This window comes from Labrys sp. HAY1-8F (assembly GCF_056754975.1).
Map to the genome: position 1 here is coordinate 2,350,180 of NZ_JBPGWZ010000002.1, position 26,434 is coordinate 2,376,613.

The 26,434-nt window shown below is 64.0% G+C and carries 25 protein-coding genes; 7 read left to right on the top strand and 18 right to left on the bottom strand.

The features are described 5' to 3' along the window. Position 1: 1 nt before the first annotated feature. From ACR9ZN_RS19940 to ACR9ZN_RS19950, 3 genes are all read right to left on the bottom strand, one after another. Positions 2–853 carry a carbohydrate ABC transporter permease gene (locus ACR9ZN_RS19940; protein WP_441773281.1) on the bottom strand — a complete coding sequence of 284 codons (852 nt, stop codon included), beginning with the start codon at positions 851–853 and terminating at the stop codon, positions 2–4. Then, complete coding sequence (locus ACR9ZN_RS19945) at positions 853–1,734, bottom strand: carbohydrate ABC transporter permease (RefSeq protein WP_434959700.1); 882 nt, start codon at positions 1,732–1,734, stop codon at positions 853–855. The genes ACR9ZN_RS19940 and ACR9ZN_RS19945 overlap by 1 nt, the downstream gene beginning before the upstream one ends. 350 nt (positions 1,735–2,084) lie before the next feature. Further along, positions 2,085–3,329, bottom strand: a complete 1,245-nt coding sequence (locus tag ACR9ZN_RS19950) for an extracellular solute-binding protein (protein WP_481273002.1) — start codon at positions 3,327–3,329, stop codon at positions 2,085–2,087. Positions 3,330–3,613: 284 nt separating this feature from the next. On the opposite strand from ACR9ZN_RS19950, the gene ACR9ZN_RS19955 reads away from it, so the two are divergent. Then, positions 3,614–4,828, top strand: a complete 1,215-nt coding sequence (locus ACR9ZN_RS19955) for an ROK family transcriptional regulator (RefSeq protein WP_454816055.1) — start codon at positions 3,614–3,616, stop codon at positions 4,826–4,828. A gap of 140 nt (positions 4,829–4,968) precedes the next feature. Here the strand turns inward: ACR9ZN_RS19955 and recF are convergent, their stop codons facing one another. The 6 genes from recF to trpS all read right to left on the bottom strand — a co-directional run bounded on the left by recF (position 4,969) and on the right by trpS (position 9,731). Beyond that, positions 4,969–6,093: a DNA replication/repair protein RecF gene (gene recF / locus ACR9ZN_RS19960; protein ID WP_454816057.1), complete on the bottom strand. Its 1,125-nt coding sequence runs from the start codon at positions 6,091–6,093 to the stop codon at positions 4,969–4,971. Between the two features lie 224 nt (positions 6,094–6,317). Next, positions 6,318–7,436, bottom strand: a complete 1,119-nt coding sequence (gene dnaN / locus ACR9ZN_RS19965) for a DNA polymerase III subunit beta (RefSeq protein WP_434958196.1) — start codon at positions 7,434–7,436, stop codon at positions 6,318–6,320. 82 nt (positions 7,437–7,518) lie between these two features. After that, positions 7,519–7,650 carry a hypothetical protein gene (locus ACR9ZN_RS19970; protein ID WP_481273003.1) on the bottom strand — a complete coding sequence of 44 codons (132 nt, stop codon included), beginning with the start codon at positions 7,648–7,650 and terminating at the stop codon, positions 7,519–7,521. 11 nt (positions 7,651–7,661) lie between these two features. After that, complete coding sequence (locus tag ACR9ZN_RS19975) at positions 7,662–7,859, bottom strand: hypothetical protein (RefSeq protein WP_434958198.1); 198 nt, start codon at positions 7,857–7,859, stop codon at positions 7,662–7,664. Between the two features lie 76 nt (positions 7,860–7,935). Further along, positions 7,936–8,556: a glutathione S-transferase family protein gene (locus ACR9ZN_RS19980; RefSeq protein WP_454816062.1), complete on the bottom strand. Its 621-nt coding sequence runs from the start codon at positions 8,554–8,556 to the stop codon at positions 7,936–7,938. A 134-nt stretch (positions 8,557–8,690) separates the two neighbouring features. Then, positions 8,691–9,731: a tryptophan--tRNA ligase gene (trpS, locus tag ACR9ZN_RS19985; protein ID WP_441773219.1), complete on the bottom strand. Its 1,041-nt coding sequence runs from the start codon at positions 9,729–9,731 to the stop codon at positions 8,691–8,693. Between the two features lie 266 nt (positions 9,732–9,997). On the opposite strand from trpS, the gene ACR9ZN_RS19990 reads away from it, so the two are divergent. Further along, on the top strand, positions 9,998–11,710 hold the full coding sequence (locus tag ACR9ZN_RS19990) for a saccharopine dehydrogenase family protein (RefSeq protein ID WP_481273004.1): 1,713 nt from the start codon (positions 9,998–10,000) through the stop codon (positions 11,708–11,710). A 56-nt stretch (positions 11,711–11,766) separates the two neighbouring features. Here ACR9ZN_RS19990 and ACR9ZN_RS19995 read toward each other — a convergent pair whose 3' ends face one another. Further along, complete coding sequence (locus tag ACR9ZN_RS19995) at positions 11,767–12,030, bottom strand: hypothetical protein (protein ID WP_481273005.1); 264 nt, start codon at positions 12,028–12,030, stop codon at positions 11,767–11,769. A gap of 90 nt (positions 12,031–12,120) precedes the next feature. Continuing rightward, on the bottom strand, positions 12,121–12,852 hold the full coding sequence (locus ACR9ZN_RS20000) for a DUF1223 domain-containing protein (protein WP_481273006.1): 732 nt from the start codon (positions 12,850–12,852) through the stop codon (positions 12,121–12,123). A gap of 358 nt (positions 12,853–13,210) precedes the next feature. Between ACR9ZN_RS20000 and efp the strand changes: the two genes are divergently transcribed. Beyond that, positions 13,211–13,780: an elongation factor P gene (gene efp / locus ACR9ZN_RS20005; RefSeq protein WP_434959701.1), complete on the top strand. Its 570-nt coding sequence runs from the start codon at positions 13,211–13,213 to the stop codon at positions 13,778–13,780. A 163-nt stretch (positions 13,781–13,943) separates the two neighbouring features. On the opposite strand, the gene pyrF is transcribed toward efp, so the two are convergent. The 4 genes from pyrF to ACR9ZN_RS20025 form a co-directional block, all read right to left on the bottom strand. Continuing rightward, positions 13,944–14,636, bottom strand: a complete 693-nt coding sequence (pyrF, locus tag ACR9ZN_RS20010) for an orotidine-5'-phosphate decarboxylase (RefSeq protein WP_434958204.1) — start codon at positions 14,634–14,636, stop codon at positions 13,944–13,946. 1 nt (position 14,637) lies between these two features. Beyond that, the gene (locus tag ACR9ZN_RS20015) at positions 14,638–15,255 is read right to left on the bottom strand and encodes a class I SAM-dependent methyltransferase (RefSeq protein WP_454816071.1); all 618 of its coding nucleotides are present in this window, start codon (positions 15,253–15,255) and stop codon (positions 14,638–14,640) included. Positions 15,256–15,442: 187 nt separating this feature from the next. Then, the gene (queG, locus tag ACR9ZN_RS20020) at positions 15,443–16,612 is read right to left on the bottom strand and encodes a tRNA epoxyqueuosine(34) reductase QueG (RefSeq protein WP_481273007.1); all 1,170 of its coding nucleotides are present in this window, start codon (positions 16,610–16,612) and stop codon (positions 15,443–15,445) included. Positions 16,613–16,879: 267 nt separating this feature from the next. Beyond that, positions 16,880–17,572 carry a glutathione S-transferase family protein gene (locus ACR9ZN_RS20025; protein ID WP_434958207.1) on the bottom strand — a complete coding sequence of 231 codons (693 nt, stop codon included), beginning with the start codon at positions 17,570–17,572 and terminating at the stop codon, positions 16,880–16,882. A 476-nt stretch (positions 17,573–18,048) separates the two neighbouring features. On the opposite strand from ACR9ZN_RS20025, the gene ACR9ZN_RS20030 reads away from it, so the two are divergent. Continuing rightward, entirely contained in the window at positions 18,049–19,524 is a 1,476-nt protein-coding gene (locus ACR9ZN_RS20030; protein ID WP_434958208.1) for an MFS transporter, read from the top strand. A gap of 227 nt (positions 19,525–19,751) precedes the next feature. Continuing rightward, complete coding sequence (locus ACR9ZN_RS20035; RefSeq protein WP_481273008.1) at positions 19,752–21,197, top strand: amidase; 1,446 nt, start codon at positions 19,752–19,754, stop codon at positions 21,195–21,197. 156 nt (positions 21,198–21,353) lie between these two features. On the opposite strand, the gene pheS is transcribed toward ACR9ZN_RS20035, so the two are convergent. Then, complete coding sequence (gene pheS, locus ACR9ZN_RS20040; RefSeq protein ID WP_434958210.1) at positions 21,354–22,436, bottom strand: phenylalanine--tRNA ligase subunit alpha; 1,083 nt, start codon at positions 22,434–22,436, stop codon at positions 21,354–21,356. A gap of 344 nt (positions 22,437–22,780) precedes the next feature. Between pheS and ACR9ZN_RS20045 the strand changes: the two genes are divergently transcribed. Further along, entirely contained in the window at positions 22,781–23,122 is a 342-nt protein-coding gene (locus tag ACR9ZN_RS20045) for an ArsR/SmtB family transcription factor (protein ID WP_434958211.1), read from the top strand. Between the two features lie 280 nt (positions 23,123–23,402). Further along, positions 23,403–24,230, top strand: a complete 828-nt coding sequence (locus ACR9ZN_RS20050) for an LOG family protein (protein WP_434958212.1) — start codon at positions 23,403–23,405, stop codon at positions 24,228–24,230. Between the two features lie 6 nt (positions 24,231–24,236). Here ACR9ZN_RS20050 and ACR9ZN_RS20055 read toward each other — a convergent pair whose 3' ends face one another. Both ACR9ZN_RS20055 and ACR9ZN_RS20060 read right to left on the bottom strand, forming a co-directional pair. Then, positions 24,237–24,875 carry a hypothetical protein gene (locus ACR9ZN_RS20055; RefSeq protein WP_481273009.1) on the bottom strand — a complete coding sequence of 213 codons (639 nt, stop codon included), beginning with the start codon at positions 24,873–24,875 and terminating at the stop codon, positions 24,237–24,239. A gap of 117 nt (positions 24,876–24,992) precedes the next feature. Next, on the bottom strand, positions 24,993–26,408 hold the full coding sequence (locus ACR9ZN_RS20060; protein WP_481273010.1) for a DUF6880 family protein: 1,416 nt from the start codon (positions 26,406–26,408) through the stop codon (positions 24,993–24,995). Positions 26,409–26,434 lie beyond the last annotated feature (26 nt).

Here is a 26,434-nt window from a genome sequence, read left to right on the forward strand (position 1 = left end):
ATCAACCCTTGACGCTGCCGGCAGTCAGGCCGGCAACCAGTGATTTTTGCAGGATGAAGGCGATCAGAACCGGCGGCAGCGCCGTCAGCAGGCCCGCGGCCGAGACCAGGCCGAAATCCGTGGCGCGGCCGGCGGCGAAATCGGCAATGGTGACGGTGAGCGTCTTGGCGTTCTGGTTGGAGGTGAAGAGCAGGGCATAGAAGAATTCGTCCCAGGCCAGCAGGATGGCGAACAGGGCCGCGGTGGCGACGCCGGCCCGGGCATAGGGTAGCGTGACCCACCACAGGGTCTGCAGCGTCGAGGCGCCGTCGATCGCCGCAGCGCTTTCGAGTTCGCCGGGCACCGCATCGAAGGACGATTTGATGAACCAGGCGGTGAAGGGCGTCAGGATCGAGCAATAGACCAGGATGAGGCCGAACACATTGTTGAGCAGCCCCAGCATCGACAGCAGGAAATAGAGCGGCAGGATCAGCGCCACGGCCGGGGTCATATAGGTGGCGAGGATGCTGTAGAGCACCACCGACACGCCCCGATTGCGGTAGCGCGAAAAGGCCCAGCCCGCCGGCACCGCCACCAGCAACGACAGCGCCGTCGCGCCCAGCGAGCTCAACAGGCTGTTGCGCAACGCCATCAAAAAGGCTTCGCCCGGGCTGTTGGCCTCGAAGGTGAGCAGGCGGGCATAGCGGCTGAAGTCGACATGATGCGGGATGAGCGACAGGGGCTTGGCGGTGAGATCGGCCGGTAGCGAGATGCTCATCACGCCGAGCCAGAGCACCGGCGCGAGCGTCACCACCAGGAACAGGGCGACGCCGCAATAGAGGAAGAAAGTTGCGATGGGGCTGCGCTGCATGATCAGGCCTCCTGTCTGCGCATCAGCCGGACGTAGAAGCCGACGAAGACCATGCAGATCAGCACCACGATGAGGGCGTAGGAAGCACCCGACCCCACTCGCATGAAGCGGAAGGATTCCTCATAGACGAAGAAGCTCATGGTCTTGGTCGAGCTCGCCGGGCCGCCCCGTGTCATCACATAGAAGATGTCGAAGACTTTCAGTGCCTCGATCGAACGCAGCACCAGCGCCACCAGCAGCGGCGGCGCGATCACCGGCCAGGTGACGGCCTTGAAGCGCTGCCAGGCATTGGCGCCGTCGAGCGTGGCGGCGCCGTAGAGTTCCAAGGGTGCCGATTGCAGCGCGGCCAGCACGATCAGCGCCACCAGCGGATAGTTCTTCCAGACATCGGCCACGATCACCGCATTCATGGCACTGCCTTCGGTGCCGAGCCAGCTGCGATAGCTCTCCATCAGCCCGCTCTGGGTCAGCACTGCATTGAGCACGCCGAAATCGGGCTGGTAGATCAGCCGCCACATCAAAGCGTTGACGATGGTGGGCACCGCCCAGGGCAGTACCAGAAGCGCACGGCAGAAGGTGCGGCCGCGGAATTTCTCGTTGAGCAGCAAGGCCACGCCGATGCCGAGCAGGGCCTCGGCGCTGATCGAGACGACGGTGAAATAGATCGTCCGACCTGCCGCGGCGAGGAAATCGGAATCGGTAAAGGCAAAGGCGAAGTTTTCCAGCCCGATGAAATGCGCTGCCCCCGGCCCCGCCATCAGGCGGGTATCGGTGAAGGCCAGCCACAGGGTCATCAGGATGGGATAGCCGACCGCCGCGAACACGATGACCAGCATCGGACCGAGCAGAAGCCATGGTGAGGGCATGCCGACACGGCCGCTCATCATCAGGGAAATCCTTTAGGTCTGGGCAGCTTTTCGCACCCGACAGAAAGAGGTGTGGCCAGCCTCCCCCACGAAGCTGGGGGAGGCCGCCACATCTTCGTTTCGAAGATGTGGCTGTTCATTTCGCAGAAATGACGGAGGGGATGTGGCGGGCAATAGGCTGAACGCAACAAGATTGCATCACCGTTGGGCCGGCCTTTCAAAGGTATCGCACTGCCCGCCACCCCCCATCCGCCCCGACGACGTCGGGCACCTTCCCCAGCTTTGTGGGGAAGGCTGGTCGCGCTCCATTCTGCCGGACCTTAACCGGTGTACCAAATGCCGACCGACATCAGCCCTGGGTAAAGGTCTCACCGGATGCGCGCTGCATCCTTGGCCGCTGCCGCCAGGGCATCGGCGGGCGAGGCCTTGCCGGCCAGCGCGTTCTGGATCTGCGCCTGCAGGATAGTGGAGAGTTCCTGGTAGGAAGCGACCGTCGGACGCAGGGTCATCAGGCCGATGGAAACATCGGCGGCCTTGACCAAGCCCTCCTGCCCCTTGGTGACGGCCGGATCGGTGTAGGACGCCTTCCAGATCGGCAGGCTGAGCTTGGCATACTGGTTCTGCACTGGCTTGGAGGTCAGATAGACGATGTATTTCCAGGCAAGATCCGGCTTGGAGGAACCGGCCGTGATGCCCAGCCCCATCGAGCCATTCACGCCCGAGGCCGTGCTCTGGCCCTCGACACCGGGAGCCGGCACCACCCCGACCTTGCCGACCACCTTGCTTTCGGCCGGATCATTGGCCTTGGCATACATGTAGGTCCAGTTGAGCGCGAAGGCCGCATCACCAGCTGAGAACACCTTGCGGACGTCCTCTTCCAGATATTCCTTGGAATTGGGGTTGGAGAGGCCATTCTTGAGGCTGTCGGCCATGTAGGTGACCGCATCGAGCGAGCCGCCCTTGTCGAAGACCGGCTTGTCTCCCTCGAAGAACTTGCCGCCATAGGCCGCCGTCAGGGTCACATAATCGCAGATGACCGCCTCGGCCTGCGACCAGCTCCAGACGATGGGATATTGCACCAGGCCCTTGTCCTTGATGATCTTGGCATCCTTGGCCAGCTCATCCCAGGTTTTCGGCGGCTCGGCGATGCCGGCCTTCTGCAAGATCTCGGTGTTGTAGAACAGATATTTGGTGTCGAGGATCCACGGCATGCCATAGGTCTTGCCGTCATAATTCACGGTGGCCCAGGCCCCGTCGAATACCTTGGAGCGGTCGAGATCCTTCAGCCGGTCCGTGACGTCGACCAGGACACCGTTCTGCGCGAAGGCGGCCGGCCAGATCACGTCGTAGAGCACGACGTCATAGCCGGCGCCGCCAGCGGCCTTGGAGGCGACGATCTTGTCGTAAAGGGCCTCGTAGGGCACGAATTCGACATTGACGGTAACGCCGGGATTTTCTTTTTCGAAGGCGGCGGTCATCGCCTTGACGTCGGCGTCGCTATAGGCGGCCTGCGCCATGAACAGGGCATTGAGCGTTTCCGCAGCTGCCGGCGACAATCCCGCCAGGACCGTCATTGCCAGCCCAGCCAGGACCGATTTGTGAATTCCAGACATTGCAATCATCTCCCGCTTGCAATTCGAACGGCGACCGGTGGCCGCCCTGCATGGTTCAGGAGCGCGGAGAGTTCTCGATGGCTCCCGGTCATTTTCTGCGACCCGGAAAAATTATTAACTCAATTTGTTTGAATGTAAACATGCTGCCATAGTTGCCTACGAAATCGGGAAAGCGTTTTGCGATTTGACGGAATCACCTAGAGTCGCAAAGACGCGTCGAAACAAAGAGTTAGAGCAAATAAGCGTTCTCATCTGAACGCGTTTTGCTCTAGGGGGTGGCTGAGATGGCAAGGCGCGAGGTGGACAAGGCGCCCCAACCGGGCCGAAGTGTTGCGGGGACCAATCTCGAATTCACCCGCTCCCATAACAGGCGCGTCGTGCTCGACACGGTGCGCAGGCTGGGGCCGGTGTCGCGGGCCGAGATCGCCCGGGAGACCGCCCTGACCAACCAGACGATCTCCAACATCGTCGAGGAACTGGAGCAGGCCGGCTTCCTCCTGCCCGGCGCACCCAAGCGCGAGGGACGGGGCCAGCCCTCCATCCCCTACACCATCAACCCTCAGGGCGCCTGGTCGCTCGGCTTCCATGTCGACCACAGCGCCATCATCGCGGCCCTGGTCGACCTCACCGGCAAGCCTGTCGCCATCCGCGAGATTCCCGCTCAGCGCCCCTCTCCCCGCAGCGCAGCGCCGGCCTTGCGGCAGCTTGCCGATGCGTTGATCGAGGAGGCCGCGGTTCCCGCCTCGCGCCTGCTCGGTGCGGGGGTCGCCCTGCCCGTGCGTTTCGGGGTCGGCGCCATCACCACGGCGGGCCCGACCACTTTGCCCGGATGGGACGATCCCGATGCCAGGCGGCATATCGCGGAGGCTCTCGAACAGCCGGTGCAGATCGAGAACGATGCCATGGCGGCGGCGATCGGCGAGCGACTGCATGGCGTCGCCCGGGCGATCGACAGTTTCGTCTTCCTGTTCCTGGACGAAGGGCTCGGCGCCGGCGTCTTCCTCGACGGCCAGCCCTGGCGCGGCGCCTCGCTCAATGCCGGCGAAATCGGCCATATGATCGTGATGCCGAACGGCAAGCCCTGTCCCTGCGGCAATCGCGGCTGCCTGGAGCGCTATCTCTCCCTGAGCGCCGCCCAGGAATTTCTGGCCGACCAGCCCGGCTCCCCTGTCCTCCCCGAGCTGGATGGCGCGATATCCGCGCCCGTGGAGCGCTGGGTTGAGGAGGCCGCGCCCTTTCTTGCCAGTGCCGTCAACATCCTGGAATCGACCCTGGATCCGGAAACCATCCTGCTCGGCGGGCTGGCACCGGCCGGCGTGCTGGCCAGCCTGATCGAGAAGGCCATGCCGCTGCCGATGTCGGTGGGCTCGCGCAGCGGCCGCAGCCTCCCCCGCCTGATGGCGGGCTCCGTAGGCCATCACACCGTGGTGCTGGGCGCAGCCTCGCTGCCGATCTTCGACGAGATCAATCCCCGCTTCGACGTCCTGCTGAAGCATTGACCTTCATTGCGTCGCCACGTTCGCAAAGGCGCTGACGTCAGGAACCACTCGGCAACAATCGCATCGAGAAGATTGTCATCCCCGGCGGGGGCGAAGCCCCCGGGAAGGGGATGACAGAGCCTTTGTTTGCAGAAACTTCCTCACCCCTCGACCCGCCCCGGCGTGACCCGATAGACGGCAGCGCGGCCAGCGATTGCCTCGAAGGCGGAGGGATCGGCCCCGGTCAGCCAGACCTGGGCGCCGAAGCTCTCGAGCCGGTCATAGAGTGCCCCGCGCCTCATCGGGTCGAGATGGGCGGCGACTTCGTCGAGCAGGACGATCGGCGTCATGCCGGCGAGACGGGCAACCAGCCTAGCATGGGCCAGCACCAGGCCGAGCAGCAAGGCCTTCTGCTCCCCGGTGGAGGCACGCTCGGCGGCGATGCCCTTTGGGCCATGCACGACGAGGAGATCGGTCAGATGCGGCCCGTCGAGCGTACGCCCGGCCGCCCGGTCCCGGGCGCGGCCTTCGCGCAGGATCTGGCGATAGCGCTCCTCAACGGCCAGGGCCGGTTCGTCCAGCACGGCATTCTCGATGGCACCGTCGAGGGCGATGCGGGCATGGGGGAAGGGAGACGTAGGATCGATCTCCTCTTCGATCAGGCCGGCGAGACGTCGCACCGTGTCGGCCCGTGATGCCGCCACCGCGATGGCGAGATCGGCGACTTCATGCTCGGCGGCATCCAGCCAGCGCTGATCGGCACGAGGATCTTCCAGCAGGCGGTTGCGCGAGCGCAAGGCGCGTTCGAGCGCATTGACCCGGCTGCCATGGCCGGCATCGACGGCCAGCACCAGCCGGTCGAGGAAGCGCCGCCGCTCCCCGGCGGAACCGGAAAACAGGCCATCCATCGAGGGCGTCAGCCAGACGAGGCGCAAATGATCGGCAAAGCTCGTGGCCGAAGACACAGGCTGGCGGTCGACGCGATATTTGCGCGGGCCACTGTCGGGGCCTTCCAGTCCGGTGCCGAGATGGGCCGGCCCGAGCGCGCCCTCAACCTCGGTGGCGACGGCGAAGCTGCCGGGCCCGTCCTCGCTGGCCATGTCCTCGAGATCCGCCCGGCGCAGGCCCTTGCCCTGGGTGAACAGCGAGATGGCTTCGAGCACGTTGGTCTTGCCAGCGCCGTTCTGCCCCGTAAGCACCACCATGCCGGCATCCACGGCAAGATCGAGCCGCGGATAGGACCGGAAGGAGGTGAGGATCAGGCGGGTGATGCGGGGCGAGATCATTTTCGGGATCGCAGGCATCCTGCTCCCGGCGCTAACTTTGCAGGGACAAGCATGAAACAGGTGTGCCGATCTCCAGATCGGCATTGTTGGAACCGCCGTGCTCGCCAACATGTCAGATGCCGATCTGGAGATCGGCACACCGCATTTCGAGCGCCATCGCCTGCAAGGCCGACGTCACGAGTATCCGCCACCTTCCCCGCTGCGCGGAGAAGGCAAATCGCGAATTACACCCGCATCGGCATCAGAACGTAGAGGGCGGCGGCGCCTTCGCGGTCCTGCACCAGGGTCGGCGAACCCGGATCGGCGAATTTCAACAAGGCGGTATCGCCGTCGAGCTGCGCCGCGATATCGAGCAAATAGCGCGAGTTGAAGCCGATATCGAGCGGGGTGGCGTCGTAATCGACCTCGATCTCCTCGGTCGCCGTGCCGGAATCGGGGTTGGTGACGGTGAGGACGAGGCGCCTGTCGGCCAGCGACAGCTTCACGGCGCGGCCACGCTCGGAGGAGATGGTCGAGACGCGGTCGACGGCCGCGGTGAAGTCGGCGCGCTCGACGATCAGGGACTTGTCGTTGCCGACAGGAATGACGCGGGCATAATCGGGGAAGGTGCCGTCGATCAACTTGGAGGTCAGCACCACCGGGCCGATGGTGAAGCGGACCTTGGCCTGGGAAAGCTCGACAGAGACGATGGCCTCGGCGTCTTCCATCAGCTTCTGGATCTCGCCCACCGCCTTGCGCGGCAGGATCACGCCGGGCATGCCGTTGGAGCCCTCGGGCGCCGGCAGTTCGACGCGGGCGAGACGATGGCCATCCGTCGCCACGGCGCGGATGCGGGTCTCGCCCTCGACTTCGAGCGTGTGCAGATAGATGCCGTTGAGATAATAGCGCGTCTCCTCGGTGGAAATCGCGAACTGGGTCTTCTCGATCAGCTTGCGCAGATCGGCGGCCTTGAGCTGGAAATTATGCGGAAACTCGCCCGCAGCCAGGTCCGGGAAATCCGAAGGCGGCAGCGTCTGCAGGGTGAAGCGCGAGCGGCCAGAGCGCACGATCAACTGGGTCGCCTCGCCGCCGCCTTCCAGCGAGACCTGGGCCCCGTCGGGGAGCTTGCGGACGATATCGTAGAGGGTATGCGCCGGCACCGTGGTCGCACCATCCATGGTGACATCGGCAGGAGAGGACTCCACCACCTCCAGATCGAGGTCGGTCGCTTTCAAGAGCAGGCTGGCGCCTTGGGCCTCGATCAGCACGTTGGACAGGATCGGAATGGTGTTGCGCCGCTCGACGACGCGGTGGACGTGGCCCAGCGATTTGAGAAGGGCAGTCCGTTCGAGCGTAACCTTCATGGAGTGCGTCCTGGCATAGCGACCCGCAAGCGGACCGAGCTGCCGCAAACGGTGGAAAAAGGGCGAAGACCATGCAATTTGCTCAGGCGAAAGGCAAGCCATCCCGCAGCTTTTTCAGGGTTTTCCCGAACATGTCGGCTGCGACCCCGATCGGGATGCCCCACGCCGGGCAACCCATGTTCGACAAGGATGCGTCCCGCACGTTCTCGAGCATGAGGCTGCTCGTCACAGGCTCGGTACCGGCTCCAGCAGCACCACGATGCGTTGGACGATGGCGAGGACCGCGATGACGATGATGAGGATGCGCGCGATCTGCTTGAAGCGCCCTTCCATGGGCAGGCGGTCGACCAGGTACAGCAATAGCCAGCAGACGAGGCCGATGACGAAGACGCCGATCAGGAGCGAGATCACTTGAGACAACATGGACACATTCCCCGAGCGACCATGACAATCATGGTCGGCTCGGTAACGCGAATGTCGGCCGGGGAGTTCCCGTTCGTCAGGTCATCGGGATCATCACCGCCTTGCGATAGGCCGTGCGTTCGGTCAGGCGCTCATACCAGGCGGCAAGATGGGGCAGATCAGGCCGCTCGATCGCCATGTTGAACCAGCCATAGGCGCTGCAGCCGAGCGGGATGTCGCCGATGCCGAACTTCTCGCCGGACAGAAAAGGCTGGCTGGCCAAGGCCTTGTCGGCGATGGCCAGAAGGCGGCTGCAGCTGTCGAGGCCCCGGGAGAGCTCGGTCTCGACCCGGTCCTGGGCGGTACGGCGGACGACGTTCCAGAACACGTCGCGGAAGGGAGCCGCGATGGTGGAGGTCGTCCAGTCCATCCAGCGCTCTGCGGAAGCCTTGGCCTGGCGCGTTGCCGGCACCAGCCGGCGCTCGGCATCGCCCTCGGCCAGATAACGCACGATGGCATTGGATTCCCACAGCACGAAGCCGTCATCCTCGATGCAGGGCACCAGCCCGTTGGGATTGAGCGCGCGATAGGCGGGGTCGTTGACCACGCCGAAAGCACCGCCCGCATCGATGCGCTCATAAGCGAGCCCGAGTTCCTCGGCGCACCAGAGCACCTTCTTCACATTGGAGGAATTGGCGCGGCCCCAAATCTTCAGCATATCGGTCCCTTCCCACAACCCGTCGGAGTTCGTGCGCAATAAACGGATCGAATTGACTCGGCCTTTGTCATTGCCAGGCATGACGAAGGCGGCGTTTCAGCTACTTTCCGGATAATGCCTGACTTCACTCGGCCTCACTTCGACCGGATGAAGCCGACGATGTCCTTCACCGAGGCCATGATCGGGGCAGCGATCGCCCGCGCCCGCTCCGAGCCTTCGGCCAGCACCGCGTCGATATGGCCGGGATCGGCCATCAGGCGCTTCATCTCGGCGGTGATCGGCGAGATTTTCGCGACGGTGAGATCGGCGAGCGCCGTCTTGAAGGTCGAGAACTGGCCACCGCCGAACTCGGAGAGAACCTCCGCGACCGTGCGTCCCGACAGGGCCGCGAAGATCGAGACGAGGTTGTCGGCCTCGGGACGTCCCTTCAGCCCCTCCTCCTCACCAGGCAGCGGCTCGGGATCGGTGCGCGCCTTGCGGATCTTGGCGGCGATTGTCTCGGCATCGTCGGTCATGTTGATGCGCGACAAATCGGAGGGATCCGATTTCGACATCTTCTTGGAACCGTCGCGCAGGCTCATCACGCGGGTTGCAGCGCCCTGGATCAGGGGCTCGGGCAGCGGGAAGAAGCCATCATTGAAGCCATTGGCCGCGATGGAGTCGCCGAAATCATTGTTGAATTTCGCGGCGATGTCGCGGGCGAGCTCCAGATGCTGCTTCTGGTCCTCGCCGACGGGCACGTGGGTGGCGCGGTAGACCAGGATGTCGGCGGCCATCAGCGTGGGATAGGCGAACAGGCCCACCGAGGCCGCCTCCTTGTCCTTGCCGGCCTTTTCCTTGAACTGGGTCATGCGGTTGAGCCAGCCCATGCGGGCCACGCAGTTGAACACCCAGGCGAGTTCGGCGTGCTCGGCCACCTGGCTCTGGTTGAAGACGATGTGGGCCTTGGGGTCGATGCCCGCGGCCAGGAAGGCGGCGGTGACCTCGCGGATGGCGCTGCTCAGGGTCTTGGGATCCTGCCAGAGCGTGATGGCGTGCTGATCCACCACGCAATAGATGCATTGATGGCTCTTCTGCATCTCGACGAAGCGCTGGATCGCGCCGAGATAATTGCCCAGATGCAGGTTGCCGGTCGGTTGAACGCCCGAAAAGACGCGCTCCACGAACTTCGTCATGGCGAGAGGATTCCATATTGTCCAAGCAGCTTGTTCTTGATCGAGCCACGGGCGCGATCAAGAACAAGCTGCAAGATATCGAACACATGCATGATTTTCCGGCGAAGCCCGCCCGTGGGTCTCGCCGGAAAATCGTGCTTAGGCTAGCGCTTATGGCGGGCGCGGGCGCAAGACGCAAGTCTAGCCACCAGGTCCGGCACCGGTGCAAGGCTTCACCTTGCCGGTTCCGGCTGCTCCCTGTACGCATGCGAGGCTGGAGCCGCACCGTGAATGCATCCCCACCCTCCCTGCGCGTCCTGATCGTCGGCGGCTACGGCATCTTCGGTGGACGGCTGGCGGAATTGCTGGCGGACGAGCCCCGCCTCACCCTCATCATTGCCGGGCGCTCGCTCGCCAAGGCGGAATTCTTCTGCGCCAGCCGCCCGGTACGGGCTCGCCTCTCACCGGCGCAGTTCGATCGCGAGCAGCCCCTCGAGCCGCAATTGCAGGCCCTGAAGCCCGACATCGTCGTCGATGCCAGCGGCCCCTTCCAGGGTTACGGCAAGGAGCCCTATCGCCTGATCGAAGCCACCATCGCCTGCGGGGCCGATTATTTCGACTTCTCGGACGGGGCCGCCTTCGTGCGCGGCGTCACCAGCCTCGATGCAGCGGCCCGGCAGCGCGGCGTCACAATCCTCTCGGGCGTAAGCAGCTTTCCCGTGCTCACCGCCGCGGTCGTCAGGCATCTCGCCGGCGCCTTCTCGCGCATCGAGACCATCCGCGCCGGCATCGCCCCCTCGCCTCATGCCATCGTCGGCGAAAATGTGCTCAAGGCGATCTCGAGCTATGCCGGCCAGGCCGTGCCGGCGCGGCGGCGCGGGCAGACCCTGCTCGTGCATCCTCTCACCGAAACCTACCGTTTCACCATCGCGCCGCCGGGACGGATGCCCCTCTCCAATACGCTGTTCTCGCTGGTGGAGGTGCCCGATCTCCTGCTGCTCGCCGACCTGTGGCCAGGTGTCCGCTCGGTCTGGGTGGGGGCCGGGCCGCGCCCCGAGATCCTGCATCGTTGCCTGATCGGGCTGAGCCTGCTGGTGCGGGGGAAAATACTGCCGTCGCTCAGGCCGCTGGCCGGGCTTTTCCTCTGGGCAAACCGCATTCTGCGCTGGGGTCCCCATCGCGGCGGCATGTTCGTCGAGGTCGCGGGATCAGGCCACCGTGGCGAGCCTCTGACGCGAAGCTGGCACCTGACGGCCGAAGGCGATGACGGGCCCTATATTCCGGCGATGGCGATCGAGGCCCTCATCCGCCGGCGCCTCGATGGCATCAGGCCGGAGCCGGGGGCCCGCCCGGCAACCGGAGCACTCGCCTTGGCCGATTATGATCGGGTCCTTGCCGGCCGGGCCTTCGCGCATGGCACGCGCGACGTCACGGCCGAAGCCAGCCTGCCGCTCTATCCGCGCGTCCTGGGCTCTGCCTATCGCGACCTGCCGCCGGCCATCCAGGCCCTGCATCGGCACGAAGCGAGCCACAGCGTCAGCGGTCGCGCCAGCGTGGAGCGCGGCAAGGGGCTGCTGTCACGGCTGGTCGGCGCCCTCGTCGGCTTTCCCGAAGCCGGCGCGGACGTGCCGGTGCGCGTGTCCTTCGAGATCGGGCGCAGCCAAGGAAGCAGTCAAGAAATCTGGCGGCGCGAATTTGCCGGACGCCGTTTCCGCTCCGTGCAAACCGCCGGCCGTGGCCGCAGTGCCGGCCTCATCGACGAGCGTTTCGGGCCTTTCAGCTTCGGCCTGGCCCTCCTCGCCGAGGACGGCACGCTCAAGCTCGTGGTGCGCAACTGGCGTTTCCTCGGCTTGCCGCTGCCACGTTTCCTCGCTCCCTATGGCGACAGCTTCGAGAGCGCCGAGGATGGGCGCTTCAACTTTCATGTCGAGATCGCCCACCCCCTGCTCGGCCTGATCGTGCGCTACAAGGGCTGGCTGGTGGAGGATGCCCCGCGCTGACCGCGGCCCCGGAACTTCGTTCGCGTGTCGGACCCGGAACTTCGTTCGCGTGTCGGTCACATCGCCTTCATGGCCTTGCCATGCTTCTTCATCTTCTTGGCCATGTGCTTCTTGGTCATCTTCTTCATCGGCTTCTTCATGGTGTCGGCCTTCATGGCATCGCCTTGCATCGGCTTCATCGTCTGCGATTCCATCGGGGCAGGCTTCTGCATGGTGTCGGTATTCGGCGTGGCGTCCTGGGCCTGCGACAGCGAGGAAACAGCGAAAGCGAGCCCCAGTCCCAGCAGGCCCGTCGAGACGATCTTGGCGATACGATCCATTGTTCATTTCCTTTCAGTGGTTGCGCATCTGCGCGGGGAAAGCCGGACGAGCCGTCCAGCAGGCGGGAGTTGGACAGGGAGTACGCGCCCTCAATCAGTCGTTGCCGCGGCGATGGCACCGCCTTGGGGCGCCTGCAGCAGGATGGCTGTCCGCATGCCGGGCGGCGGCGCTGGGATCGGCAGGCTGAGAGCCTCGCCTTTCCAATGTCCGAGGCGGATCAGATCGTGCACGACATTCTTATGGGGCAGGGTGCGGCCGGAATTCTCGCCCGCGTGCACCGGCACCTGGACCTGGCTGGGATCGTAGCGCACCAGCCAGACGTCGAGGCCGGCAGCCGGAGAAGCATGGCTGCCGACGGCGATGCGGCCGGCGGAAAGAGCAAGGCTTGGTCCGGCATCCGGCCGGGCCGCCGCGGCGGCAGTGATCACCGCCTCGACCTCGGCGAGGTCGTTGCCGACCAGGGACGTCCTGCCATTCACCACCGTCTGCGGCGTGAAGGGGCCGCTCTGCCCAAGGGGCTTCTCATAGGCGACCTGGCGCTGCGTGTAGTCCGGACGCGCGAAAATATCCTTCCAACCCAGCCGGTCCCAATAGGTGACGCCGAAACTCAGGGCCAGCACGCCGGACCGCCGGCTGATCGTGGCCAGATTGGCGTTGGCCGGCGGGCAGGAGGAACAACCCTGACTGGTGAAGAGCTCCACCACGGTAAGCTGCCCCGCCCAGGCCGACGCCGTGCCGCAGACCAGCGGCGTGGTCAGGCCCAATCCCAATAGAACGAGCCGCGTCAGGCTGGAACACGGCCTCTTCGTCGATCGCCGCATGAATGGCCTCGTCAGTATTCGGCCCGAACAAAGGCCCCGTCCCTGTGCTATTCGTCGGCAGACCGTTGCTTGTTACACACTCACGGCGTCGTGATGACAGGGCAGCGTCATCGCGAAAGTCGTGGGAAAACGCGTCGTGAGGCGGGAATTCGGCCTTCTTTCGCCGATTTACGGCGCTTCGCGCTTTCGTTCGGCAGCAGGGCGGTGTAAGAGGCGCCCACATCTGTTCCTAGAGCAAAGCGCGTTTTGGTGAAAACGCGCTTTGCTCTAGCTCTTTGGTTCGACGCGTCTTTGCGATTGGGAGCGTTTCCCTCACATCACAAAACGCTTTAGTTCACTTGAAAAGTTTCAGGACATTATCGTGAAGGTCATCGCCAGCCAGATCCGCAAGGGCAACGTCGTCGAGATCGACAACCAGCTATTCGTCGTGCTCAAGGCTGAGAGCTTCTTCCCGGGCAAGGGCACGCCCACCACGCAGATCGACATGCGCCGCCTGTCGGACGGTGTGAAGACCGTGCAGCGCTACCGCACCACCGAGCAGGTGGAGCGCGCCTTCATCGAGACCAAGTCGCACACCTATCTTTATGAAGACGCGCATGGCTATGCCTTCATGAACATGGACAGCTACGAGCAGGTCGCCGTGCCTAACGATGTCATCGGCGACCAGTCCGTCTATCTGGCCGAGAACATGGAATGCCAGATCAGCCTCTACAACGGCGTGGCGGTGGCGATCGAACTGCCGGCCCGCGTCGTGCTGGAAGTGACGGAGACCGAGCCGGTGACCAAGGGCCAGACGGCTTCCTCCTCCTACAAGCCCGCCACCCTCTCCAATGGTGTGCGCACCACCGTGCCGCCCCACATCAGCGCCGGCACCCGCGTGGTGATCATGACGGAAGACGGCTCCTACGTCGAACGCGCCAAGGATTGATCCGGGAGCGCGGACTTCTCAGCGACATGCCGTGAGGTCCGCTCCTGCAGCACAGACCACAAAAAGGGCGCGGGCTTATCGGCCGCGCCCTTTTCAATGTGGCTTGTTTCCAAAGAGCGGACATCGCGACATGTCTCCATGTCGCTGGGAAGTCCGTGCTCCGCTATAGCGCTGCCGCGATCTCCGCCTGGATCGCCTCGGCTGCCGCCTTCGGATCGGGAGCCGCCACGATGGGGCGGGCCACCACCAAATGGTCGGCCCCAGCGCGGATGGCGTCGCCGGGCGTCATCACCCGCTTCTGATCGCCGCTGTCGCTGCCGGCGGGCCGCACGCCCGGGGTCACCAGCAGCATGCCATCTCCCACCCGGTTGCGGGTCGAAGCGACCTCTTCCGGCGACATCACCAGGCCGGGCACACCGAGCGCCATGGCCTGGGCGACACGCTGGGCCACGAGTTCTCCCACGCCCTTGCCATAACCGGCTTCGGCCAAATCGGCATCGTCATAGGAGGTCAATACGGTGACCGCGAGGATCTTCAGATCCGAACCGCGGGCGCCTTCGACCGCCGCTCGCATCGTCTGGGGAAAGGCGTGCGCGGTGAGGAAGGTCATGCCCATGCCAGCAATGGCCTCGACCCCCTTGGTCACGGTGTTGCCGATGTCGTGCAGCTTCATGTCGAGGAAGATCTTCTTGCCCGAGCGGGCCAGATCCTGGGCGAAGGGCAGACCGCCATTGAAGATGAGCTGATAGCCAATCTTGTAGAAGGTCACGCTGTCGCCGAGCTGGGTTACCAGGGCCTCGGCCTTGGCAACGCTATCGACATCCAGGCCACAGATCAGGCGGTCTCTCGTATCCAAATCAGTTCCTCAGAAGTTGGCGGTAGGTCCAGACGCGGGCGGGCGGCACGTTGCGCCAGATCCGGGGCGACGCATGCCAGGTGAAGAAGGCGTTCTTGGTCGGCATCGGCGAAGTCAGCGAATAGGTGAACTGGATGAAGGCGGCATCGGGCTGCATCAGGGTGAAGGCCTGGGCCAGGAGGTCGAGCCGCTGCCGCTCGGGCTTGGTCAGCAGCGGCAGGCCGCAGACCACGGCGGCGGCCTTGCCGGAAAGCTTGCCGTCCAGCGTATTGGCCAGGGCATAGGCATCGCCCTGCACCACCGTCGCCTTCGGAAAACGCTGCGACAGGAGATCGCAAAATTGCGGGCTGTATTCGACCAGCACCAGGCGATCCTCGGCGATGCCTCGCTCGATCAGGGCCTGGGTAATCGGACCGGTGCCGGGCCCGATTTCCACCACCGGCCCTTCGGAGGCAAGATCGACGCAGTTCGCCATCGCCTTGGACAGAAAAGGGCTGGAAGGGGTGATCGACCCCATCTGCAGGGGCTTTTCGGTCCAGCTGCGGAAGAACTGCGCGGCTTCACCGAAACGTCTGGATGGCTTGCAATTGTCACGTCGCGCGCCGCCCTTATGGACCATCGGCCTGCTCCTTGCTTGCCCCGTTCGCATCGCTATTGGCGAACGCCGCCGCCGTCAAGCGGTCCCTGCGCTCGATTCTCAATATGACCATCACGATAAGGCCTCTTGCTGCACCGGCACCGCCTAGAGCAAAGCGCATTTAGACGGAAACGCTATTTTGCTCTAACTCATTGGTTCCAAGCCAATCCTACGGATTGGCTGGAGCGTCTTTGCGATTCTTGGCGATTCCGCCAAATCGCAAAACGCTCTGGCCGGCGACCTGCCATTCCGCCCTCACATCAGCATCGGTTTCGTATTCCCGCCGCCAGGACTGGGCTGCCAGGCGGGCCGGCGAGAGCCGGGCGAGCGCCCAGACCGCCATGGCGCGCACCAGCGGCGATTCATCACCCAGGAGCCCCTCGGCCGTATCCACAAGGCCGGCATCGCCGGAATTGCCGATGGCGATCAGCACATTGCGGATGAAACGATCACGCCCGATGCGCTTGACCGGGTTCTTGGCAAAGAGTGCCCGGAATGAGGGATCGTCCAGGCGGGCGAGTTCGGCCAATCTGGGCGTTCGCAGGTCCTCGCGCGCCTTGAGCTTGTGTTCGCGCGCCGCCACCGCGAACTTGTTCCAGGGGCAAGCGGCCAGGCAATCGTCGCAGCCGTAGATGCGGTTGCCGATCGCCGCACGGAACTCGGCGGGGATCGGTCCCTTGTTCTCGATGGTGAGATAGGAGATGCAGCGCCGGGCATCGAGCCGATAAGGCGCGGGAAAAGCGGCGGTGGGACAGGCATCGAGGCAGGCGCGGCAGGAGCCGCAATGATCCCGCTCCGGTGCATCAGCCTCGATCTCGGTGGCGCTGAAGATCGAGCCGAGAAAGAGCCAGGAGCCGAAATTCCGGCTGACCAGATTGGTGTGCTTGCCCTGCCAGCCCAGGCCCGCCGCCGCGGCCAGGGGCTTTTCCATCACCGGCGCGGTGTCGACGAAGACCTTGAGCGCCGCCCCGGTTGTCTCGCCCCACCAGCGCCCGAGGCTTTTCAGCCGTTTCTTGATGACGTCGTGATAGTCGTCGCCCTGGGCATAGACCGAGATCAGCCCGCCAGAGCGATCCGCCAACCCCGCCATCGGGTCCCCGTCCGGGCCATAATTGACCCCCAGCATGATGATGCTGCGCACGTCCGGCCAGAGCGTGGAAGGCGCGCCGCGCTGATCGGCGCGCTCGTGCATCCAGCCCATCTCGCCATGGAACCCCTCCTCCAGGAAGCGGCGCAGGCGTGCGGGCGCCTGGGGAATGGCGTCGGGCTTGGTGACGCGGACGACATCGAAGCCTTCCGCTTCGGCGCGCTGGAGGAGCAGGGATTTGAGGGCGGTCATGACGACGGCCCAGCCTGAGACCGCCGCCGGCGTTCGGGCGATTGCCCGCCCACAAAGTCCGAAAGCACTGGCGCTGTCATCCCCGGCACGGCCGCAGGCCGTGGGAAGGGGATCCAGGAGCTACGGGCAGTGCATTTGCCCCTGGATCCCCTTCCCCTCCCAGTCACAAGCAAAGCTTGTGACATGCTCGGCCGGGGATGACAGTGCACACCATGCCAAGCAGACACCCGGCAGAAAGCGAGCGGTCCCAGGTCAAAAAACACCAAGCTAGAAATCGAGATCCGCATAGGTTGCTGAGGGCGGCGTTCCACGCAGCGTCTCGGCCAGCAGCGGCCGGAAGGACGGACGCGACTTGAGGCGCGCATACCACTCCTTGGCGGCCTGGTCCTCGTCCCAGGGCACGTCGCCGAGATAGTCGACGATCGACAGATGGGCCGCCGCCACGAAATCGGCGTAGGAAAGCCTGTCTCCCGCCAGCCAGTTCCGCCGTCGCACCAGATATCCGACATAGCGCAGATGATAGCGCACATTCGATTTGGCCGCACGGATCGCCGCCGTATCCGGCGAGGAGCCGCCCTCGCCGATCGGCAGGAAGCGCTTGAGGATCTTCTCCGTGATCAGATATTCGGTGACCTCGGCATAGAATTTGATGCTGAACCACTCGATCAAACGGCGGGTTTCCACCCGCGCCCTGGTATCGCGCGGCAGCAGGCGCTGCTCGCCGAGGGCATCGCCATAGGCCTCGTCGAGATATTCGCAGATCGGCGTCGCCCCGGGCACGATCAGGCCAGTGGCGTCGATCATCACTGGCAGCACGCCGGCCGGATTCATGTGCAGGAAGGCTTCTCGTCTCTCCCAGGGCTTTTCCTCGACCAGATCGGTCGCCACGTCCATTTCGCTGAGCACGAGACGAATAAAGCGCGATTGCGGGTCGACAGGATGATGAAAAAGCTTGGCCATTGAACCGTGAATCTGGAAACCGCGAATGAGGGCCCGAGTGGGGCGAGGCGGATAACCGGTATACCCCCCCGTACAACCGCCCGGCAACCGCCTTGCATGAATAGAACACAGGCTCCGTGGTTGGCGGCGCAAAATGGGCGGTAGGGGTTAACGAGACATTGACGCCACCAAGCCTCGGCGCCTCACACTCGGCAGCAGATTGCACGGCCGCCTCCTAGGCCAGATTTCATCCACTGCGCCCGTCATTATGCCGCATGGTGAAATAAATGAAAGATCAGCCATACGGCATCAGTAGGGATCGATAGATCCCATTGTCCAGGACGACGCAGACCACAATCCCCAATCTGCTCATCTGCTACGCCATTCCCCAGAGGTATTATCGGAAGCATTGACATGAGGTGATTCAAGCGCGAATTATTACAAAAGATTAACAAACAATATTGTGGGACGAAATTCACGCTGCAAGGAGTACGATCATGCCGGTAGAATTGACCGATGGCAAAGCCATCCGCAGCCTCGTTCCGGCACGCATGGACCGACTGCCCTGGGCTCGTTTCCACTGGATGGTCGTGGTGGGCCTTGGCATCAGTTGGATCCTCGACGGTATCGAGATCCAGCTCGTTTCGGCCTCCGGTTTCCAGAAAAGCCTGGGCATGACCAGCGCCGAAGTCGGCTTCGCCGGCACGATCTACCTGATCGGCCAGGTGGTCGGCGCCCTGTTTTTCGGGCGGCTGACCGACCGCTGGGGCCGCAAGAAGCTGTTCATCATCACCCTGGCGATCTATCTCGTCGGCTCCGGCGTGGCGGGCTTCGCCTGGACGCCCTGGTTCCTCTATCTCTGGCGCTTCGTCGCAGGCCTGGGCATCGGCGGGGAATACACCGCGATCAATTCAGCCATCGACGAACTCATTCCGGCCAAATATCGCGGCCGGGTCGACATCGCCGTCAACGGTACCTACTGGGCCGGCGCCATGCTGGGCGCCGTCGGCAGCTTCTTTCTGCTCGACCACACTTTGTTTGCCGAGAATGTCGGCTGGCGCATCGCCTTCTTCATCGGGCCGGTGCTCGGTCTCGTCATCATCTTCCTGCGCCGGCACATCCCCGAAAGCCCGCGTTGGATGGTCACCCACGGCCAGGACAAGGAGGCCGAGACCATCGTCGAGAGCATCGAGGCGGGCGTGCGCGCCCAGGGCGTTACGCTCGCGCCCGTCGACGACAGCAAGGCGATGTACGTCAAACCGGAGGAATCGGTTCCCTTCTCCAAACTGGTGGATGTTTTCTTCCGGCAGTACCCATCGCGCACCTTCCTCGGCATCACCATGATGGTGACGCAGTCCTTCCTCTACAACGCGATCTTCTTCACCTACGCTTTGGTGCTGAAGAATTTCTATCATCTCAACGAGTCGCAGACGGCGCTGTATTTCTTCCCCTTCGCCATCGGCAATCTGATCGGGCCGCTGCTGCTCGGGCCGCTGTTCGACACCATCGGCCGGCGCAAGATGATCTTCGGCACCTATGTGCTGGCGGGGGCGGTGCTGCTGGTCTCTGCCTATCTGTTCAAGCAGGGTAGCCTGACGGCCAATACCCATACGCTGTTCTGGTGCATCTCCTTCTTCTTCGCCTCGGCGGGGGCTTCGTCGGCCTATCTGACTGTCAGCGAGATCTTCCCGCTGGAAGTTCGCGGCCAGGCAATCTCCTATTTCTTCGCCGTCGCCCAGGTCGTCGGCTCGATGGGGCCGCTGATCTTCGGCTATCTGGTCGGGGAAGGTACCGAGCGCGACCCGCTGTTCTGGGGCTATGTCGTCGGTTCGGCGGTGATGATCTTCGGCGGCGTGGTGGCGCTGTTCTACGGCGTCGACGCAGAAGGCAAGGGCCTGGAAGACATCGCCGAACCGCTCTCCGCGGTCCGAGTTACGGCGGAAGGAGCCATAGGGCCGCAGGCGCTGCGCTGAGGAAGCAAGGCCGGCATTCGCCGGCCACGCGCCGTTGTCGCGGGGGCCGAGAGAAAGTCTCCGACCTACGGACGGGCAATCCCTCTGCGTCAACCAAATGCAGCGCGGCGACGCAAGTCCCTCCACCGGACAAAGCAAGAGATCGTGGAAGCAGAGGCATCCAATTCCGCCGCATTTACCTCCAGACTGGCGGCCATCGCAGGCCGATAGAATTATGGGGTAAGGAAATGGTTGCCGTCACGGACGATCTCGTAAAGCTCTATGCCGGGTCCGACGCTTTGGCGCTCGGAGAGCTGGTGCGGGGCAAACAGGTCAAGGCTTCGGAGCTGGTCGAGACCGCGATCGAGCTCGTCGGCCGCCTCGATCCCAAGCTGAACACCGTGGTCATCCCGACCTTCGACGTCGCGCGGCAGGTCGCCGAAGCACCGGGTTCGGGCCCGTTCGCCGGCGTGCCATTCCTGCTCAAGAACCTCGGCACCCAGTGGAAGGGCACGCCGCTGACCTCGGGGCTGGCCTATCTCCAGAATTATGTCTGCCCGGCGGATTCGGAAATCGGCCGCCGCATGCGGGAATCCGGCCTCGCCCCGATCGGACGCAGCAACACGCCTGAATATGGCTGGTGCATTTCCACCGAACCGCGCCTCTACGGGCCCACCGTCAACCCCTGGAATCCGGCGATTACCGCCGGCGGATCGAGCGGCGGGTCGGCAGCGGCGGTCGCCGCGCGCATTGTGCCGATCGCCGACGCCTCCGACGGCGGCGGTTCGATCCGCGTACCGGCCTCCTGCTGCGGCGTGGTCGGCCTGAAACCCTCGCGCGGCCGGGTCAGCTACGGCCCCTTCGATGCGGATCTGTGGTTCGGCTGCATCTATTTCCTGTGCAACAGCCGCAGCGTGCGTGACACCGCCGCCTTTCTCGACGTCGTCGCCGGCAATCTGCCGGGCGATCCCTATACGGCGCCGCGCCCTGCGGAGAGTTGGCTATCCCTGCTCGCCAAGCGTCCCAAGAGGTTGAAGATCGGCTACACGCTCACCGCCCCCTTCGGCGAGCCCTATGCCCCCGAGGTGAAAGCGGCCGTGGAGGACGCCGTCAGGCTGCTCGAAAGCCTCGGCCACACGGTCGAGGAATATCGCTTCGAGGTCGATCTCGAAGAGGCCTGGTGGCGCTACAACGACATCATCGCCGTGGAGACCTCGACCGAATTCACCCAGCACGCCAAATTCGCCGGGCGCCCGCCCGAAGAGGCCGATCTCCAGCCCTTCAACTGGTCAATGCTGGAATATGCCAAGACCCTGTCGGCGACGCAGTATTCGGCCAGTCTCGGCGCCGTACGCAAGGCTGCCCAGCGCATCGCAACGGAAATCGCTCCCTTCGACGTCTTCGTCACGCCCACGCTGACGCAGCCGCCACGCCCCGTCGGCTACTGGTCGATGGAGGACGGCGATCGCGAGCGCTATCTGGCACGCTGGTCGGATGCAGCCTTCATGTTCGCCTTCAACATCTCAGGCCTGCCGGCGATGTCGGTACCAACAGGCATGGCCGACGGCAACAAGCCCGTTGGCATCCAGTTCGTCGGGCGCCATGGCGACGAGGCGACGATCCTCCAGCTTGCCGCGCAGGCGGAGGAAGCCGCCCCCTGGATCGGACGCAAGCCGCAGGTGTGTGCGATCTGACAATCGCGATCTGAAGCGTGGCGCTGCCCCTCACCTCTATCCTCTCCCCGCAAGAGCGGGGCGAGGATAGAGGTGAGGGGCAGCACAATGGCCGGTAAATAGCCCTCTCTGGCACTTGGGGAGGGCTTTTCACGTCTGGTTCGACGTCGCGCGAACTCAGCTCGTCAGGCCGCCGGCCAGGCTCGGCAGGTCGAAGGGGCGGAAGCCGAAATGGGAGAGCCAGCGCACGTCGGCGTCGAAGAACGGGCGCAGGTCCGGCATGCCATATTTCAGCATGGCGATGCGGTCGATGCCCATGCCCCAGGCAAAGCCCTGATATTCATCGGGATCGAGGCCGCAATTGCGCAGCACGTTGGGATGCACCATACCGCAGCCCAGAATCTCGAGCCAATCCTCGCCCTCGCCGAAGCGGATCTCGCCGCCCTTGCGCGAGCACTGGATGTCGACTTCCATCGACGGCTCGGTGAAGGGGAAGAAGGAGGGGCGGAAGCGCATCTTCACCGACGGCACTTCGAAGAAGGCGCGGCAGAACTCCTCCAGCACCCACTTCATGTGGCCGACATGGCTCACCTTGTCGATGACCAGCCCCTCGACCTGATGGAACATCGGCGTGTGGGTCTGGTCGCTGTCATGGCGATAGGTGCGGCCGGGCACGACGATACGGATCGGCGGCTTCTGGCTCAGCATGGTGCGGATCTGCACCGGGCTGGTATGGGTGCGCAGCACCTTGCGCTCGCCCTTTTCGTCGGGCGCCAGGAAGAAGGTGTCGTGCATCTCTCGGGCCGGATGGCCGGGCGGGAAGTTGAGCAAGGTGAAGTTGTATTCGTCCGTCTCGATATCCGGGCCCTCGGCGATGGCGAAGCCCATATCGGCGAAGATGGCGGTGATCTCGTCGATCACCTGGCTGATCGGGTGAATGCGGCCGAGCTCGGTTCCGCTCTCGCGCACCGGCAGCGTCACGTCGACGGCCTCCGCCACCAGGCGCGCTTCCAGCGCAGCCGCCTTCAGCACGATCCTGCGCTCGGCCAGTGCCGCGGTGACGCGCTCCTTGACGACATTGATGGCGGCGCCGGCCTCTCTGCGCTCGTCCGGCGCCATCTTGCCGAGGGTCGCCAGGCGCTCGGAGATCGAGCCTTTCTTGCCGAGCGCCGAGACGCGCACCGCCTCCAGGCCCGCCTCGTCGGCGGCGGCTGCGATATCGGACAACAGGGTCGTTTCCAGGCTGGCTAGGTCGCTCATCGTCACTTCCTCAAATCGAGGTGCCTTCTAGCCTATTTCTGGCGGAAAAGGGAACCGCATTCGACAGATCAGGCAACGCAGATTTAGCTCGCCAAATAACGGTTTTGCACCCATCTCGACGAAAAAAGTGGGAACCAGAGGGCTCGGCGAGCCATGCGAAATGGCGCGTTGGAGCCCGATGATCGGCTTGAGGCGCGCTTCCGATGCATGTTTTCAAACCCTCTTTTCGCTTTCCTAAAGTATTCACTTATTCGCTAATTATCTAATTAATTAATCTTGAAAACATTTAAAATTACGTGTTATCAAAGGCTTGTGGGCATCTTGGCAAAAACGGCAAACGGAATATGACAGTCGACAAGGTCTTCGAAGCGCTTTCCTCGCCACCCCGGCGGCGTATTCTGGCCGATCTTTCGAAGGCAGACATGACCGCTGGACAGGTGGTCGAAAAGCTCGCCGATGCGATGTCGGCGCCCGCGGTTTCCAAGCATCTTTCCATCTTGGAGAATGCCGGGCTGGTCCGGCGTGAACGGCGCGGCCAGAACGTGCATTACGGCCTGAGACGCGACACGCTCGCCAACACGCTGCTGGAGTTCCTGTCGGCCTTCGAGCCGGCTGCCAAACCGGACGGCGCCGACTCCGCGCTCGAACGCATCCGCCGCAACATGCTGTCGGGGCGCGGGCTCTAGGAACTCGCCTTTTCAATTAAGATCAGAAGTCCGGATGGGACGGTGCCCCCCTCACCCGGCGCTTCGCGCAACCCGGTCCACTCCAAGTGGAGTGGACGACACCCGCAAGGGAGAAGGTGCCGGCAGGCGAATGAGGGGTCATGGTGCCCTATTCCAACCATTTCCAGATTGAGCCAATACGGCACCCACCCGAAAGGCCCCTACAACCGCTGGGGTCTTGCAGTGTCGGGCACAACGGCTCAATAGAGCAGAGTGTTTCACTGGTTCACGCAAGGTCTCCATGCCGTCTTCCGACAATTCCGCGCCCACCAACATGCTGTCCACCGTCGAGGCCCTGACCCCCGAAACGCGCGCGAAGGTCGATGAATTGCAGCGAAGCGAGGCGCCGGCCTATCGCCTGGCGGCCCTCGATCCCGACTTCATGCTGGGTGACTCGACCCGCGGCGTGCGCTTCCAGCTCGAATATGCCAAGGCTCAGGAGGGAATGAAGGCGGCCCATATCCGCTCCACCATCGTGGTCTTCGGCTCGGCCCGGGTCAGCGAGAACGCACCGGGCAATCGCGGCCGCTGGTACAAGGAAGCCCGCACTTTCGGCTATATCGCTTCGCGCCGCGGCGGCGCCCTCAACGAGGATGGCGGCGGGCGCTTCAACGTGATCGCCACCGGCGGCGGCCCCGGCATCATGGAGGCGGCCAACCGCGGCGCCAACGAAGCCGGTGCCCCGACCATCGGCTTCAACATCACTCTGCCGCACGAGCAATATCCCAACCCCTACACCACGCCTTCCCTCACCTTCCGCTTCCATTATTTCGCCATGCGCAAGATGCACCTCGCCATGCATTCGGCGGCGCTGGTGGTATTTCCGGGCGGCTTCGGCACTCTCGACGAATTGTTCGAGATCATCACCTTGCGCCAGACCGGCAAGATGTCCTTCTGCCCGATCGTGCTGATGGACAAGGCCTATTGGACCAAGATCATCAATTTCGAGGCCCTGGCCGAGGAAGGCTTCATCAAGGCCGACGATCTCAGCCTGTTCGACTATGCCGAAACGGCGGAGGAATGCTGGTCGATCCTGGAGCGCAAGGGTTTGACGGCACCGTCCGAATAGGTGCTCTCAAGGCGTTTGAGCCTTGTCGCACCAATTCAGCTCTTCAGGCTTGAATGCCGGCCTTTTGCCCTCGATGTCGCCCATCTCGGCCACATAGGCCTTGGTGACCTCATCGGCGCGCTCGAACAGGGCAACCTTCTGCTGGTCGCAGCCGCGCCCCGGCACCCAGCCGGCCTCGTCGAGCCGATGGCTTTTGCCCGTGTCATCGACGAGCCGGCCGATCACCCTGTCGAGCGCGCCATCCGGCTTGAAGAAAATCCAGCCCTCGCGCCGCAGAGGGGCCTCAGTGTTTGGCCCGTCGGCAATGTTGACGCTGGCCATGACGGAGCGGGAGAGCGCAGGCCGGCCGTCAGCCTGGAAACAATAGATCGTAGAAACCGAGTGGGCGCCGTCGATCAGCGTCTCCGTCCGCAAAACCGCCGGCTGCCCGGCAACGGCCGTTTCCCTGCTCCAATAGGCGAAAGTGTCGCCATAGCCGTTGAAAAAGTCGCGCCGCCAGCCGATCCAGTCATTGGGCTGGCTCGTCATGCGGTCCTGACAGGCTTGCCAAGCCCGGGCGAACGGCTCGGGGAGCGTCTCCTCCGCCTGCACCTGGCCGGTGGCGATGGCGACGAGCAATCCGATCATGAGTGATTTGCCGGCCATGCAGCCCTTCCCAACGGTTCAGCACTGGGCCAATCTATCGGCCGGCACAAACGACCGCCATTCTTCAGGGAACAGGATCCCAGCGGACTCACCATGACAGGAGCGGGTTTGCGCAGACTATTTGGCGACAGCCGCCCAGAAACTGGCCTTGCGAGCATGTTTTTTGCCTAGAAAGGCCCGCCAATCGGCATGGCTGAGCCGTCCCAGCGTCGCCAGTGCTCCCGGATCAAGCCGCGTGGCGAGATCGTCCAGCCTGTCGAGATAGGCGGCGCCATGCCCATAGGCGGCCGATTTGCCCTTCGACAGGATCTCCTCGACCAGGGCACGATAAAGCAGGCTCGCGGCAAGGGGCTGCTCCTCATGCAGCCTGTCCGCCACCGATTGCAGCACCTGGTAGTGCCTGCCGTCCCAGACCAGCCCGAAATCGAGCACCAGCCTGGCGGCATGGTCAAGGCGCGGCCATTCGGTCAGGAAATAGAGGGCGCGGTAGCGCGTCTTGGCGGCCAGGGCATGGGCGAAAGCTCTGTCGAGGACCTCGAACTCGGCGAAATCATCGAGCTTGGCCAGATAGGCGCGCAAGATGTCGGCGTCGAGCGTCGTCTCGAAGGTTGCCCAGCGCAGGGCCTGGGCCTCCTGCCCGCGGCCCAGGGCTTCCAGAATGCGCGCCTTGAGGCCGATCCGAGCCGGCAGGCGGAAATCCCGCCTGACCACGCCGTCCGCGACGTCCAGCGCATCGGCATAGGCGAGCGGCGAGGGCTCTTCGACACCCAGCCAGGATAGTGCTTCCTCCGCCCGACCGGCTGCAAGCAGCTTCTCCGCAACGGCAAGCCGGTCGCGGAGTTGGACGGGCTTGTCGTTCTCCAGGGCGATCCAGCCATCGAGATCGTCGCGCCGAATGGCGATGGCCTGGCGCAACTCCCGATAGGGATGAGCCATGTAGGCCGACTGCAGCGCCGCCACCTTGCTTGCCAGCAGGCGATCCCATTCATCCAGATCCGTCGCCGAGGCTTGCTCCAGGAACGAAGCGATCATAGCAGGAGCGATATCGCCCGCCTGGTCGGCAAGGGCCATCACCCTCTCGGGCAGGCCGGCGAGGTCGCCTGGCTCCAGCCGAACGGTCAATGGCCCCAGGGCCGCGATCGCCTCGCCATAGAGGTCTTCCAGGCGGCTGGAGGACAGGACCCGCGCGAAAACACCCCCCGCGGTTGCGATGAAACGCAGCAGAAGATCGACGGCGAGCGGGGCCGAACCGGTGCCGATCTCGCCGGTAATGCTCGCCAGCGTCGCCGACAGATCCTTCTCGAATTCCTTGAGCTTGGGCCAATCGATGAACGAGCGCGCCTTCTCCAGGGCCGAAAGGCGTCGTTCCACCAGCTTGGCGACGGCTTCAGGCCCCTGCGTACCGGCCAGCGCCGCAATCACCCGCTTGCGGAAAGCCGGATTGGCCTGCGCCTCCTCGAAAATCAGGTCCGCAAGCTTGGCCGGGCCGAGTTCAGCGAGGGTCGCTGCCGTAAACTTCGATTTCGCAGCCATGCCGGCACTCCCTGGAGCAAGGCGCA

Coding starts and splice junctions, on each gene's coding strand:
- ACR9ZN_RS19945 (WP_434959700.1), bottom strand. CDS start 1,734: ATGAGCGGCCGTGTCGGCATGCCCTCACCATGGCTTCTGCTCGGTCCG.
- ACR9ZN_RS19950 (WP_481273002.1), bottom strand. CDS start 3,329: ATGTCTGGAATTCACAAATCGGTCCTGGCTGGGCTGGCAATGACGGTC.
- ACR9ZN_RS19955 (WP_454816055.1), top strand. CDS start 3,614: ATGGCAAGGCGCGAGGTGGACAAGGCGCCCCAACCGGGCCGAAGTGTT.
- recF (WP_454816057.1), bottom strand. CDS start 6,093: ATGATCTCGCCCCGCATCACCCGCCTGATCCTCACCTCCTTCCGGTCC.
- dnaN (WP_434958196.1), bottom strand. CDS start 7,436: ATGAAGGTTACGCTCGAACGGACTGCCCTTCTCAAATCGCTGGGCCAC.
- ACR9ZN_RS19970 (WP_481273003.1), bottom strand. CDS start 7,650: ATGCTCGAGAACGTGCGGGACGCATCCTTGTCGAACATGGGTTGCCCG.
- ACR9ZN_RS19975 (WP_434958198.1), bottom strand. CDS start 7,859: ATGTTGTCTCAAGTGATCTCGCTCCTGATCGGCGTCTTCGTCATCGGC.
- ACR9ZN_RS19980 (WP_454816062.1), bottom strand. CDS start 8,556: ATGCTGAAGATTTGGGGCCGCGCCAATTCCTCCAATGTGAAGAAGGTG.
- trpS (WP_441773219.1), bottom strand. CDS start 9,731: ATGACGAAGTTCGTGGAGCGCGTCTTTTCGGGCGTTCAACCGACCGGC.
- ACR9ZN_RS19995 (WP_481273005.1), bottom strand. CDS start 12,030: ATGGATCGTATCGCCAAGATCGTCTCGACGGGCCTGCTGGGACTGGGG.
- ACR9ZN_RS20000 (WP_481273006.1), bottom strand. CDS start 12,852: ATGCGGCGATCGACGAAGAGGCCGTGTTCCAGCCTGACGCGGCTCGTT.
- ACR9ZN_RS20015 (WP_454816071.1), bottom strand. CDS start 15,255: ATGGTCCATAAGGGCGGCGCGCGACGTGACAATTGCAAGCCATCCAGA.
- queG (WP_481273007.1), bottom strand. CDS start 16,612: ATGACCGCCCTCAAATCCCTGCTCCTCCAGCGCGCCGAAGCGGAAGGC.
- ACR9ZN_RS20025 (WP_434958207.1), bottom strand. CDS start 17,572: ATGGCCAAGCTTTTTCATCATCCTGTCGACCCGCAATCGCGCTTTATT.
- ACR9ZN_RS20030 (WP_434958208.1), top strand. CDS start 18,049: ATGCCGGTAGAATTGACCGATGGCAAAGCCATCCGCAGCCTCGTTCCG.
- ACR9ZN_RS20035 (WP_481273008.1), top strand. CDS start 19,752: ATGGTTGCCGTCACGGACGATCTCGTAAAGCTCTATGCCGGGTCCGAC.
- pheS (WP_434958210.1), bottom strand. CDS start 22,436: ATGAGCGACCTAGCCAGCCTGGAAACGACCCTGTTGTCCGATATCGCA.
- ACR9ZN_RS20045 (WP_434958211.1), top strand. CDS start 22,781: ATGACAGTCGACAAGGTCTTCGAAGCGCTTTCCTCGCCACCCCGGCGG.
- ACR9ZN_RS20050 (WP_434958212.1), top strand. CDS start 23,403: ATGCCGTCTTCCGACAATTCCGCGCCCACCAACATGCTGTCCACCGTC.
- ACR9ZN_RS20055 (WP_481273009.1), bottom strand. CDS start 24,875: ATGGCCGGCAAATCACTCATGATCGGATTGCTCGTCGCCATCGCCACC.
- ACR9ZN_RS20060 (WP_481273010.1), bottom strand. CDS start 26,408: ATGGCTGCGAAATCGAAGTTTACGGCAGCGACCCTCGCTGAACTCGGC.